The organism is Salipiger bermudensis, assembly GCF_020171625.1.
GTDB classification, from domain to species: Bacteria; Pseudomonadota; Alphaproteobacteria; order Rhodobacterales; family Rhodobacteraceae; genus Salipiger; species Salipiger bermudensis_B.
Map to the genome: position 1 here is coordinate 201,703 of NZ_JAIUZY010000006.1, position 12,160 is coordinate 213,862.

General features: G+C 68.3%; 11 protein-coding genes. All 11 read right to left on the reverse strand.

The window, feature by feature from the left end; translation table 11 throughout:
* Positions 1-192: 192 nt before the first annotated feature.
* Entirely contained in the window at positions 193-333 is a 141-nt protein-coding gene (locus tag LCM15_RS12935; protein ID WP_224857032.1) for a hypothetical protein, read from the reverse strand.
* 69 nt (positions 334-402) lie between these two features.
* A complete protein-coding gene (locus tag LCM15_RS12940; RefSeq protein ID WP_224857034.1) occupies positions 403-1,182 on the reverse strand; it encodes a TIM barrel protein in 780 nt (259 codons plus the stop codon).
* Between the two features lie 27 nt (positions 1,183-1,209).
* The gene (gene iolB, locus LCM15_RS12945) at positions 1,210-2,004 is read right to left on the reverse strand and encodes a 5-deoxy-glucuronate isomerase (protein ID WP_224857036.1); all 795 of its coding nucleotides are present in this window, start codon (positions 2,002-2,004) and stop codon (positions 1,210-1,212) included.
* A gap of 20 nt (positions 2,005-2,024) precedes the next feature.
* Positions 2,025-2,927 carry a myo-inosose-2 dehydratase gene (iolE, locus tag LCM15_RS12950; RefSeq protein WP_224857038.1) on the reverse strand — a complete coding sequence of 301 codons (903 nt, stop codon included), beginning with the start codon at positions 2,925-2,927 and terminating at the stop codon, positions 2,025-2,027.
* A 20-nt stretch (positions 2,928-2,947) separates the two neighbouring features.
* Entirely contained in the window at positions 2,948-4,819 is a 1,872-nt protein-coding gene (gene iolD, locus LCM15_RS12955; RefSeq protein WP_224857040.1) for a 3D-(3,5/4)-trihydroxycyclohexane-1,2-dione acylhydrolase (decyclizing), read from the reverse strand.
* A gap of 102 nt (positions 4,820-4,921) precedes the next feature.
* On the reverse strand, positions 4,922-6,835 hold the full coding sequence (locus LCM15_RS12960; RefSeq protein WP_224857042.1) for a bifunctional 5-dehydro-2-deoxygluconokinase/5-dehydro-2-deoxyphosphogluconate aldolase: 1,914 nt from the start codon (positions 6,833-6,835) through the stop codon (positions 4,922-4,924).
* A complete protein-coding gene (locus LCM15_RS12965) occupies positions 6,832-7,953 on the reverse strand; it encodes a Gfo/Idh/MocA family protein (protein WP_224857044.1) in 1,122 nt (373 codons plus the stop codon). The genes LCM15_RS12960 and LCM15_RS12965 overlap by 4 nt, the downstream gene beginning before the upstream one ends.
* 70 nt (positions 7,954-8,023) lie before the next feature.
* Positions 8,024-8,845 (reverse strand): ATP-binding cassette domain-containing protein, encoded by an 822-nt coding sequence (locus tag LCM15_RS12970; RefSeq protein ID WP_224857046.1) that lies wholly within the window; start codon positions 8,843-8,845, stop codon positions 8,024-8,026.
* Between the two features lies 1 nt (position 8,846).
* Positions 8,847-9,953 carry an ABC transporter permease gene (locus LCM15_RS12975; RefSeq protein ID WP_224857048.1) on the reverse strand — a complete coding sequence of 369 codons (1,107 nt, stop codon included), beginning with the start codon at positions 9,951-9,953 and terminating at the stop codon, positions 8,847-8,849.
* 64 nt (positions 9,954-10,017) lie between these two features.
* On the reverse strand, positions 10,018-10,941 hold the full coding sequence (locus LCM15_RS12980; protein WP_224857050.1) for a sugar ABC transporter substrate-binding protein: 924 nt from the start codon (positions 10,939-10,941) through the stop codon (positions 10,018-10,020).
* Between the two features lie 135 nt (positions 10,942-11,076).
* Positions 11,077-12,063, reverse strand: coding sequence for an inositol 2-dehydrogenase (iolG, locus tag LCM15_RS12985; protein WP_224857052.1), 987 nt, complete (start codon positions 12,061-12,063; stop codon positions 11,077-11,079).
* Positions 12,064-12,160: the final 97 nt, after the last annotated feature.

Consider the following 12,160-nt stretch of genomic DNA (forward strand, 5'->3'; position numbering starts at 1 on the left):
ACCTTACAAGGTTGATACCTTGAAAGAAGTCATCCCGTCAAAGGCGATCACCTTTTGAGCGAATATATCTTTGGCCCGGGTCCCTGCTGAGCATCCGTGCCGCGCGAAAAGGCGCCCGGCCTCTCCCCCGAGATCGGCGCGGGAGATCGGCAGGGCCAGTGACACGCCGGCAGACAGGCCTGCCGGGTGCCGTCAGGATTGCTGCCCGAGATCACGAGGACACGCGGCTTTGGTCAGTCTTGCCGCAGCACCGAACCCGGTCTTGCCTTCCTCGATCCGCTGCAGCGACGCGGTGGGTGCGGTGCTTTCGTCGACGGGGAGGAACGAGGCCATCAGGTTCGATCCACCCGGCGATTGCTGAGACGCACCGTGCCGAGCCCGAGCATGGTCGGGCGCCAAAGCTCAAAGGGTGAAGGCTGCGACGAAGGCGTCGAGGGCGGCATCGCTGTCGGCGGCGGCGAAGGCCTCCATGGCCACGGGACCGCGGTATCCCAGCCGGTCCAGCGCCCTGGCGATGCGGTCATAGGCGATCTCGCCGGTGCCCGGCTCGCAGCGGCCGGGGTTGTCGGCCACCTGGATCTCGCCGATCCACGGCAGGCAGGCCTCGCACCAGCGGATCAGGTCGCCCTCGCCGATCTGCGTGTGATAGAGATCGAGGTTGATGCGCAGCTGCGGCCGGTCGACCGCCGAGACCAGCGCCAGCACCTCGGCGGTCGTGCCGAAGGGGCAGCCGGGATGATCGAGCGAGTTGAGGTTTTCCAGCGTGAAGACGACGCCTTCCTCCTCGGCCAGATCGCAGATCCGGTGCAGCGTGTCGCGCGCCCGCTGCACCATGCCGGGTGAGACCGCCCCGTGCTGCGGGATCGGAAGGCCGCCCGGCCCGAGCGCGGTGCCGTGCAGATTGAGCCGCGCCACCCCGAGCCGCTTGCCGACCTGCGCGGTCTCGCGCGCCGAGGCCAGCAGCATCTCGGCCCCCTCGGGGTCCGAGAGCCGCCCGCGCAGGTAGCCGTTCATGATGGTATAGCGCGCCCCGACCTTCTCGAGCGCGGCGAGGTCGTGGTCGCACCAGTTCCAAAGCCCGACCCCGAGCCCGCGCTCGGTCAGCCGCGCCGCGCGCCACTCTATGGGGCGTTCGGGCCAGAGCATCTCGGCACAGGCCGCGAGTTGAAACGGGGTGGGCATGACGCGAACTCCAGAGTGGTGGGACAGCTACATCAGGTGCGCGACGGGCGGTGCCGCAACGAAGCGCCACTTGCGCAGCGGTCCGGCCATGACGTTGAGGTAGTACATCTCGATCCCGTGCGGCGCGCCGCAGGGATGGTGGCCGCGCGGCACGCAGACCACGTCGTGATCGTGCACCGCCATGGTCTCGTCGAGCTGCCGGTCGTCGGTATAGACCCGCTGGAGCCCGAACCCGTCCGCCGGGTTGAGCCGGTGGTAATAGGTCTCTTCGAGATAGGTGACGCGCGGAAAATCATCCTCGTCATGGCGATGCGACGGATAGCTCGACCAGTTGCCCGCCGGGGTGAAGACCTCGGTCACCAAGAGGCGGTCGCAGTAATCCTCGTTTTCCATGGCGATGTTATTGATGTGGCGGGTGTTGCTGCCGTCGCCGCGCTGGGTGAGCGTGATCCCGTGCGGGCCGATGCGCCGTGCCGCGTGCCCGCCCTTGCCGGGTGCGGCGCAGACCGCGATCGTGCACTCTGTCGTGGCCTCGGCGCTCCACTCGCTGCCATTCGGCAGGTAGAGGCAATGCGGCGCGGTCTTCTCGAAGACGTTCATGCGCTCGCCCAGTTCGCCCCAGTCGCGGCCTGCGCCCGAGATCTTCGCCTTTCCCTCGACCATCACGAGGATGACCTCGTTGCTGCCGGTGGACTCGAAGACGCGCTCGCCCGCCCGCAGGCGGTAGAGGCCGAAGCCGACATAGCGCCAGCCCGCCGAGGCAGGGGTGATGTCGTGCACCTTGCCGTGGGTGCCGAAGGGGCGGTGTTGCAGATGGCTCATGTGTCGTCCTTCCTCTGGTCTCAGGCCCGGCCCGTCAGGCCGACCTCGCGGGCGATGCGGCGCAGCGTAGCAAGGCCGAGCGTCTGGTAGAGCAATGGGTTGCGGGCCTCGGGGTCCTGCTCGGCCTCGATGACGATCCAGCCGTCGTAGCCGTGCTCTGCCAGCACCCGCAGCAGCGGCGCGAAATCGACCGCCCCCTCCTGATCGCCGGGCACGGTGAACACCCCGGCGCGGATGCCGTCCATGAACGAGAGCCCCTCCTGTTCGACCCGCGCGCGGATCGCCGGCCTGACGTTCTTGGCGTGGAAATGGCCCACCCGCGCGATGTGGCGGCGCAGCACCGCCTCCGGGTCGGCGCCGCCGAAGAAACAATGCCCGGCATCGAAGAGCAGACGGGTGGCGGGCCCGGTCGCCGCCATGAAGGCATCGATGTCCTCGGGCGACTGCACCACCGTGCCCATGTGGTGGTGGTAGACCAGCGCGATGCCCTGATCGGCGCAGTGTTGCGCGATGGCCTCGACGCGGGCGCCGAAGTCTTTCATCTGCGCCGCATCGAGCACGACGCGCTCGCTCAGCGGCACATCCAGCCCCTGCACCGAGTTCGAGGTCTCGCAGGCGATGCAGACCGTGCAGCCGTTGTGCTTGAGCCGGTCGAGATGCGGCTGGATCGCGGCCTTCTCGTCCTCGACCGAATGGGCCAGCAGGTTCAGCGAATGCCAGCCCGAGATGAAGGCGAGCCCCGCCTCCTCCATCATCAGCCGCAGCTCCTCGGGATCGGCGGGCCAGCGGTGGCCGTTCTCGATGCCGTCGAAGCCGATCTGACGCCCGGCTTCGTCGAGGATGCGGTCGGTTGGGATGTGCGCGCCCAGCGACTGGTCATCGTCATTGGCCCAGGCGATGGGGTTTGTTCCGAAACGGATCATCTGGTTTCTCCTCGGCGCGCTCAGTTGACGAGGCGCTGGCGTTGCTGGTGGTCGAGATAGGCGGCGTAGGCTTTTTCGAGGCGGTCGCTGTCGCCGGTCTCCGGGACCGCGACGTCCCACCAGTGGCCGGCCTCGCCAAAGCCGGGGCCCTCGCCCGCGTCGGTCTCGATGACGATCACCGTGGGCAGATCGCGGCCGCGCGCCGCCGCCACCGCCTCCTCGAGATCGGCGATCGTGGCGGCCTTCACCGCGTGGGCCCCCATCGCGGCGGCATGCGCCACGTAGTCGATCTCGGGCTGCGCCGCGACGTTGCAATCGGCGTAGAGGTTGTTGAACGGCGCCCCGCCGCAGCCCTGCTGCAGCCGGTTGATGCAGCCGTAGCCGCGGTTGTCGGTCAGCACCACGGTGAAGGGAATGCGCCGCATCACCGCGGTCGCCAGCTCGGAATTGGCCATCATGTAAGAGCCGTCGCCCACAAAACAGATCACCTCGCGCTCGGGGCAGGCCAGCTTCAGGCCCATGGCACCGGCAATTTCGTAGCCCATGCAGGAGAAGCCGTATTCCATGTGGTAGCCGCCTTGGCTCGGTTGCCAGAGCAGTTTGAGCGCGCCCGGCATGGTGCCCGCGGCGCACATCGCCACCGCGTCCTCGCCGGTGGCACGCTGCACCGCACCGATCACCTCGGCATCGCTCGGGCGCTCCCCGGCGGGGCGCTTCCGGTCGCGGCAATGCTCGGTCACCGCCGCCAGCCATTGCGTGCGGGCGTCGGCACCGGCCCAGTGCGCGCGATGGTCGCGCAGCGCCTCCGAGACGCGCTCGAGCGTGACCCGCGCGTCGCCCGTCACCGCAAGCGCGCCGTGCTTTTCGGCGTCATAGGCCGCGACGTTGACCGAGACGAGCCGGCGCTCCGGGTTGGCAAACAGGGTGCGCGAGCCGGTGGTGAAATCCTGAAAGCGGGTGCCGATGCCGATCACCAGATCCGCCTCCGCCGCGAGCGCGTTGGCGGCGGCCGAGCCGTCGACGCCGCTCGCACCGAAGTTCATCGGGTGGCTTTGCGCCAAGGCGCCCTTGCCCGCCTGCGTCTCGATCACCGGGATTCCGTGGGTCTCCGCAAAGCGCGCCAGCGTCGCCTCGGCCTGCGCGTAGATCACCCCGCCGCCGGCCACGATGAGCGGCTTCTCCGCCGCCCTGATCCGGGTCACCATTTCCTCGACCTCGCGGCTGTCGGCCAGCGGGCGGCGGATATGCCAGACGCGGGGTTCGAAGAACGCCTCGGGATAGTCATAGGCCTCGCACTGCACGTCTTGGCAGAAGGCCAGCGTCGCGGGGCCGCACTCGGCCGGATCGGTCATCGTGCGCAGCGCCCGCGGCAGCGCGGTGAGCAGATGCTCGGGCCGGGTGATGCGGTCGAAATAGCGCGACACCGGGCGGAAGCAGTCATTGGCCGAGACGGTGCCGTCGCCAAAATCCTCGACCTGCTGCAGCACCGGGTCGGGCCGCCGGGTGGCGAACACGTCGCCCGCCACGATCAGGAGCGGCAGGCGGTTCACATGCGCCAGCGCCGCCGCGGTCACCACGTTGGTGGCGCCCGGCCCGATCGACGTCGTCACCGCCATGGCGCGGGTGCGCTTCTTGGCCTTGGCATAGGCGATGGCCGCATGGGCCATGGTCTGCTCGTTCTGCCCGCGCCACGTGGGGAACTCCTCGCGAAGCCCGTGCAGCGCCTCGCCCATGCCGGCCACGTTGCCATGCCCGAAGATCGCCCACATGCCGTCGACGTAGCGCTCCAGCTTTTGCGCACCTGCCGCGTCGCTGCTTGAGGCCGTGGGGGTCATCTGCACGCTCAGCCATTTCACCATGGCCTGCGCCGCCGTCAGCCTGATCGTGGTCATCTCGTACATCCTCCCAAGGGCGCCCTGCCCTTCTCTACGTTCCAAATACTCCGGGGGAGTCCGCGCCTGCGCGGACGGGGGCAGCGCCCCCGCGCCTCCCTCTCAGGCCGCATCGGGCCTTGCGGCGTCGCGTGCCGCGTCCCAGATGCGGCAGAGCCGCGCGAAGCGTCCGGCCATCTGCGCCACCGCCTCGGCATCACTCATCTCGCCGCGCATCCAAGCGCGCGCCGCATCGGCAAAGATCGTGCGCCCGACGGCAAAGCCCTTGACCAGCGGCTGCGTCGCGGCGAGCGCGAAGCTCTCCGCCAGCTCGGCCTCCGGCGCGTCGAGGCCCAGCACCACGATGCCGCGGGTGCGGGGATCGTTGCGCTCGATGGCGTCGACCGCCCTCTGCCAGGCCGCCTCGGTGCGGAACGGTTCGAGCTTCCACCAGTCCGGGTAGACGCCCGCGTCGTAGAACTGCTGGATCAGCACCGCGGTGGTGTCGTCCTCCACCGGGCCCACCTTCGACGGGATCACCTCGAGCAGGAATTCCAGCCCGCTGCGCCGCGCCGCGGTGAAAAGCCGCTTCACGCGCTCTTCCTGAAGCGCACGCATCGTTGCGTCGTCGTCGGGGTGGCAGAAGACCAGCAGCTTGACCACGTTCTCCCGCGGCCATTCGCGGAACTGGCCAAGATCCTCGCCAAGCTCGGGCTCGAACCGGATCGGGCGGGAACCGGGATCCTCGGTCGGTCGCCCGATCCACAGGCCGGAGCCGCTGGCCGAGTGCAGCGCCGCGCGTCCGATGCGGTTGTCGCAAAGGATGCCGTAGCCACCCTGCCCGCCCTGCACCTCGAGCGCCGCCTGCAGGCAAAGCTCCTTGAAAGCGCCGCCTTTCTCGGGCGTGTAGCCTGCCATCTCCTCGAGCTGCATCCGGTGGTCGAAGGCGAAGGTCCGCAGCGTCGACCAGTCGCCGTGACGGTTGGTGGCCCAGTGCACCTGCTCAAGCTCGGCATCGTTGCGCAGATCGGGGCGCACGATGCCGCGCTCGAAGAAGAACTGAAGCTCCTCCCAGCTTGGGTAGGCGGGGGTGCAGCCGTGGCGCGAGACCGCGAAGGCGCCGCAGGCATTGGCGTATTTCAGCGCCACCGGCCAGTCTTCGCCGTCGAGCCAGCCCTTGAGCAAGCCGGACATGAAGCCGTCGCCCGCCCCCAGCACGTTGAACACCTCGATGGGAAAGCCCGGCCCGGTCTGGCCGTCGTCGAGACTGTCGGGGATCGCGCCCTCGAAGGCCGCGGCCCCCATCGGCCCGCGCTTGCAGACCAGCGTCGCGTCCGAGAGAGCGCGCACCGCGCGCAACGCCTCGAGTGTGTCGGTGGTGCCGCCGGCGATATGAAACTCTTCCTCGGTTCCGACGATCAGGTCGAACAGGGGCAGCACCTCCTGCAGGCTTTCGGTCACCCGCGCGCTCTCGACAAAGCGGCTCTCGCCGTCGCCATGGCCCGCGACGCCCCAGAGGTTGGGGCGGTAGTCGATATCCAGCGCGGTGCGGCCGCCATGCGCCTTGGCGAGTCTCAGAGCCTTCAGCACCGCCGCGCGCGGCGTGGCGTGGGCGAGATGCGTGCCGGTGGCCACGACGGCGCGGGCCGAGGCCACGAAATCTTCGTCCACGTCGTCTTCGCAAAGCGCCATGTCGGCGCAGTTCTCGCGGTAGAAGATCAGCGGGAACTGCTCCTGATCGCGAATGCCGAGGATCACCAGCGCGCTCAGCCGGTCGGGGTCGGTCTTCACGCCGGCCACCTCGACCCCGTGGCGCACCAGCTCCTCGCGGATGAAGCGGCCCATGTGCTCGTCGCCCACGCGCGAGATCAGCGCCGAGCGCATCCCGAGCCGGGCGGTGCCGCAGGCCATGTTCGTGGGCGATCCGCCGATATACTTGTCGAACGAGCCCATGTCCTCGAGTCGCCCGCCGATCTGCGCGCCGTAGAGATCCACCCCCGCGCGGCCGATGGTGATGACGTCCAGTCTCTTGTTCATGTCGCGTCTCCAAGGCTGACAGGCTGGCCGCCCGAGGCCGCCATGGCGTGTATGATGCGCTCGATCTCGAGCCCGGCGGCGAAGTCGGGCCCGGCGGGCGCGGCGCCGGAGATGGCGGCGCAGAGGTCGCGCGCCTCGATGACCTTTTGCTCGTTGAAGCCGAAATTGTGCCCCGGCGCGGGGCAGAAGGCGGCAAAGCCGGGTTGCTCGGGTCCACTCAGATGCCGCGTGAAGCCGGGCTCTCCGGCGCGATGCACCCAGAGCTCGTTCATGTTTTCCTGATCGAACACGATCGTTCCGTCCGAGCCGTGCACCTCCCATTGCAGGCGGCATTTCCGGCCGCGCGCCACGCGGGAGGTCGCGAAGAATCCCTGCGCGCCGCTCTCGAAGCGCAGCAGCGCCAGAGCGCTGTCCTCGTTCTCGACCGTCCGCATCCCCTCGGGCGAGGGACGTTCGGGGATGGCGATCTGGGTCATCGCGGTCAACTCCGTGACCGGTCCCATGAGCGCCAGCATCTGGCTCACGAGGTGGCAGCCCAGATCGCCAAGCGCGCCCAGCCCGCCACCTTCATGAGTCATGCGCCACGACCACGGCAGCGCGGGATCGGCGGAATAGTCCTCGTCATAGACGCCACGGAAGCTGCGCAGCTCGCCGATCTCGCCGCGCGCGATCATCGCCTGCGCGGCGCGGAAGGACGGGTTGCGCAGGTAGTTGTAGCCCAGAAGCGTGTGCTGGTCGGGGCGCGCCAGCGCCAGTCCCGCCATCGCCTCGGCGTCGCTCAGCGTCAGCGCCATCGGCTTTTCCAGCCAGACATGCTTGCCCGCCTCGAGCGCGGCATCGGCCATGGCGCGGTGCAGCCCGTTGGGTGTGGTGATCGAGACCACGTCGACCCGCGGGTCGGCCACCGCCGCGCGCCAGTCGGTCATGGCGCGGTCAAAGCCGAACTGCGCGGCAAACGTCTCAGCTTGGCCCGCGTCGGCGTCGCAGAGAATCTCGAGCCGGGGGCGGGCGCCGCCGAAGACGGTGGCGACGTTGTTCCAGGCCATGGCGTGGCACTTGCCCATGAAGCCGGTCCCGATCAGGGCCACTCCGAGCGATGTCTGGGGCATGTCAGGCATGATCGCACCCGATGGTTCGGTGGGGAAAGGTGCGGACGGCACAGCAGCCGCCGCCCGCGGGGGGAGGACCTCAGATCGTGCCGCCGAGCGAGCCTTCGAGCTCGGCCAGCTCCTGTCCGCCGGCCATCAGATCCTGGAGCTCGGTCGAGCTGATCTCGCCCTTCACGGCGGTGCCGAGGGTCTGGCCGCGGTTGAGCACGGTGAAGCGGTCGCCGACCGCCATGGCGTGGCGCACGTTGTGGCTGATGAAGACCACGCCGACGCCCTGCTGGCGCACCCGGTCGATGGTTGAAAGCACGTTGGAGGTCTGCCGCACGCCGAGCGCCGAGGTCGGCTCGTCGAGGATCAGCACCTTGGCGCCGAAATGCACCGCGCGGGCGATGGCGACGGTCTGCCGTTCGCCCCCGGAGAGCGTGCCGACGGCCTGATCGGGCGCGCGCAGGTTGATGCCCATCTTACGCATCTCCTCCATGCAGATCTCGTTGGCGCGATCGACATCGAAGCGTTTCGCGATCCCTCGGCCCTTGGTGGGCTCGCGCCCCATGAAGAAATTGCGTGTCACGGACATCAGCGGGATCATCGCGAGATCCTGGAACACCGTGGCGATGCCGGCCTCCATGGCGTCGCGCGGGCTGTCGAAGGCCAGAGGCTTGCCCTCGAAGAAGATCTTGCCGGCGGTGGGCTTGTGCACCCCCGACATCGTCTTGATGAAGGTCGACTTGCCGGCGCCGTTGTCGCCCAGAAGGCAATGACATTCGCCGGGGGTCACATCGAAGGTCACGCCGTTCAGGGCGATGACATTGCCGAAGTGCTTCTTGATGTTCTCCATGTGGATGATGGGTTTGGCATCGGTGGGCACATCGCCGTGGTGAAATCTGCTATCGTGCGACATCTCAGCGTTCCCCCGTCACGCGCTTGCGGATCACGTTGTTGAAGACCACGGCCAGCAGCAGCATCCCGCCAAGGAAGATCTGGAACCAGTCCTGATCGAAATCGGTGTAGGTCAGGCCGATGGTGACCATGCCGAAGATGATCGCGCCGAAGAAGGCGCCGATGGCCGAGCCGTAGCCGCCGGTCAGAAGGCAGCCGCCGATCACCGCCGTGATGATCGCCTCGAACTCCTTCATGAAGCCGCGCCGGGCATCGGTGGAGCCGGCATCGATCACCGTGATCACGGCGACCAGCGCGGCGGCACAGGCGGTGAGCATGAACAGCGAGATCTTCACGTTGCGCACCGGCACGCCGGAGTTCTTGGCGGCGTTGGTGTCACCGCCGGTGGCGAAGACCCAGTTGCCTACGGGCGTGCGCAGCAGCACGTAGGTGGCGACCAGCGCGAAGGCGATGAACCAGAGGATCTCGACCGGGATGCCGGGAACCTTGGGGGTGCCCGACTTGAAGGTCTCGATCAGGCCGAGCGAGGCGAGCCAACCGAACAGCCCGGTGAAGGCATCGCCCGAGAAGACCGGCGCGAGCCAGTCGCCCTCGACGGCGTCGCGCACGCCGCGAAGCTGGGTCGATCCGCCGGTGAACAGCTTGAGCCCGACCAGCGAGGCGCCGCGCAGGATGAAGAGCCCGGCCAGCGTCACGATGAAGGAGGGAAGACCGGTGCGCAGCACGATCATGCCGTTCACCGCGCCGATGCAGGCCGCGAAGGCCAGGGTCAGCGGGATGGCGAGGATCAGCGGCAGGCCCGTATTGACCGTGAGCACCCCGAAGATCATCCCCGCGAAGGCCACCATCGAGCCGATCGAGAGGTCGAACTCGCCGCCGATCATCAGCATCGCCGCGGCGATGCCGAGAATGCCGAGCTGCGCCGCCGGGGTCATGAAGTTCATGATGCCCGAGAGGGTGAACATAGCGCTGTCCGCGGTGAACAGGAAGAACAGGGTGACGAGCACGACCCCGCCGATGGCCCCCAGTTCCGGCTTCTTCATGAGTTTGGTTGCAAAGGATTCCGCGCGAATGCGCTCATCCGGCTGCTCGATCATGTCGGCAGACATCGTCCCCTCCCGTGGCGGTGGTGCGTGGGCCGCGCGCCTCCCGCGCGACCCTTTGATCGGTGGTTCAGCGAATGCCCTGGGCGGACAGGTCGATCACCTGCGCGGCGCTGTCCTGGGTCACGAGGTTCGGACCCGAAGGCACGTCGCCGCCCGGCACCAGCCCGTAGGCTGCGTTCAGCGCCAGGAAGCTGACCGGCAGGTAGCCTTGCAGGAACTGCTGCTGGTCGATGGCGAAGGCCGCCTTGCCGTCGGCCACCGCCTCGAGGAACCCGGCCGAGAGATCGAAGCTCGCGATCAGCACGTCGTCGCGGCCAAGCGCCTCGACCGCCGCCACCGCCGGTTCGCCGACCAGCGAGGCGCCGAGGCCGAGCACGGTGTCGACATCGGGATCGGAGTCGAGCGCGGCCCGGACCTTGGATTCGACCTCGGTCGGATCGTTCATCGTCGGGATCACCGTGACCTCCTGGCCGAAGCCCTCGGCAAAGCCCTCGCAGCGCATGTCGAGCGAGACGTTGCCGACCTCCTGGTTGACGCAGATGCCCTTGGTGCCGCCCATCTCGGCCAGCTTCTCGCCGGCGGCGCGGCCCGCGTCATACTCGGACTGGCCGACATGCAGCAACGCGCCCAGCTCGTGGGCCACATCGGAGCCGGAGTTCATCGAGATCACCGGGATGCCGGCCTCGACGGCGCGCTGGATCGACGGCCCGAGCGCGTCGGCATCCGGGATCGAGACCACCAGCCCGTCGGGCTCCTGGTTCACCGCGGCATCGATCATCTGGCTCATCTGGACCATGTCGAAGGTCTCGGGCGAGCGGAACTCGACATTGGCGCCGGTGTCCTCGCCGGCCTTCTGGACGCCGTTCTTGACCACCGACCAGAACGGGTCGTTGGCCTGGCCATGCGCCACGACGATGATGTCGGCGGCAAGCGCGGGTGCGGCCACGGCAAGCGCGGTTGCGGTCGCGACGGATGCGAGCAATTTGTTCATGATGGTGTTTCCTCCCTGGAAATGTTGCGCGGCGACAGCGCGCCGCGCCTCGATACCCGGCACAATCGGGGCCGGCCCCGTTCGACCCGTGCGCGCGGCATCTCCTCTTGCCGGACGCACGGGAAACCTTGCGCCTCAGAGCGTCACGATCTCGCCGGCTCTGAGGGAGTGCGTCGCCGCCTCGGCGAGCTCGAGCGCCGCGATGCCATCCTCGAGCGTCACGGGCATCGGCGTGCCGTCGAGCACCGCGGAGACGAAGGCCTCCCACTCGGCGGCGAAGGCGGGCATGTAGCGCTCGAGGAAGAAGTAGGTCGGCTTGGCCGAGACGACCCCGGCGGTGGTCGACTTGACGACGCTGTTCTCAAGCATGTTGCCCGCCTGCAGCATCCCCTCGGAGCCCAGAAGCTCGATGCGCTGGTCGTAGCCATAGACCGCGCGGCGGCTGTTCTTGATCACCGCGATGCTGCCGTCGGCATAGGTCATGGTGACCACCGCGGTATCGACATCGCCCGCCGCCCCGATCTCGGGGTCGACGATGCTGCTGCCGGTGGCCCGCAGCGTGACCGGGCGCGCTCCCATCAGGAAGTTCGCCATGTCGAAATCGTGGATCATCATGTCCCGGAACAACCCGCCCGACACCTTGATGTAGCTCACCGGCGGCGGCGCCGGATCGAAGGAGGTCAGCGAGAGCAGCTCGGACTTGCCGATCTCGCCGGCCATCGAGGCCCGCTTGAGGACCGAGAAGTTCGGGTCGAAGCGACGGTTGAAGCCGATCATCACCGGCTGACCGGAGGCCGCGACCGCCTTTTGGCAGGCCCGCGCCCGCTCGAGCGAGAGGTCGACGGGCTTCTCGCACAGCACCGCCTTCCCGGCGGCGGTGGCGGCCTCGATCAGAGGGGAGTGGGTGTCGGTGGAGGTTGCCACGAGCACCGCGTCGATCTCGGGATCGGCGATGATCTCTTCCGAGCTGCGCGCTTGTGCGCCGTGACGGCCGGCGAGCTGTTCCGCCGCTTCGGCCTGGACATCCGAGACCGCGGCCAGCGTCGAGCGCGGGTTGTTAGCGATGTTGACCGCGTGCACCTGACCGATCCGGCCAGCGCCGAGCAAACCTACCTTGAGCATGATGTCCTCCCGTTGCGCGGCGCCTCCAACGCCGCTGTCGGGGAACAGGAATACGCCTTTTGCACGCGCGTGCAACACATTTTTGCACGCGCGTGCA

Bases quoted from the DNA above. Each gene is read 5' to 3' on its own strand.
- iolG (WP_224857052.1), bottom strand. From the start codon at position 12,063: ATGCTCAAGGTAGGTTTGCTCGGCGCTGGCCGGATCGGTCAGGTGCAC.
- iolE (WP_224857038.1), bottom strand. From the start codon at position 2,927: ATGATCCGTTTCGGAACAAACCCCATCGCCTGGGCCAATGACGATGAC.
- iolD (WP_224857040.1), bottom strand. From the start codon at position 4,819: ATGACCACGATCAGGCTGACGGCGGCGCAGGCCATGGTGAAATGGCTG.
- iolB (WP_224857036.1), bottom strand. From the start codon at position 2,004: ATGAGCCATCTGCAACACCGCCCCTTCGGCACCCACGGCAAGGTGCAC.
- LCM15_RS12975 (WP_224857048.1), bottom strand. From the start codon at position 9,953: ATGTCTGCCGACATGATCGAGCAGCCGGATGAGCGCATTCGCGCGGAA.
- LCM15_RS12940 (WP_224857034.1), bottom strand. From the start codon at position 1,182: ATGCCCACCCCGTTTCAACTCGCGGCCTGTGCCGAGATGCTCTGGCCC.
- LCM15_RS12970 (WP_224857046.1), bottom strand. From the start codon at position 8,845: ATGTCGCACGATAGCAGATTTCACCACGGCGATGTGCCCACCGATGCC.
- LCM15_RS12965 (WP_224857044.1), bottom strand. From the start codon at position 7,953: ATGCCTGACATGCCCCAGACATCGCTCGGAGTGGCCCTGATCGGGACC.
- LCM15_RS12960 (WP_224857042.1), bottom strand. From the start codon at position 6,835: ATGAACAAGAGACTGGACGTCATCACCATCGGCCGCGCGGGGGTGGAT.
- LCM15_RS12980 (WP_224857050.1), bottom strand. From the start codon at position 10,941: ATGAACAAATTGCTCGCATCCGTCGCGACCGCAACCGCGCTTGCCGTG.
- LCM15_RS12935 (WP_224857032.1), bottom strand. From the start codon at position 333: ATGGCCTCGTTCCTCCCCGTCGACGAAAGCACCGCACCCACCGCGTCG.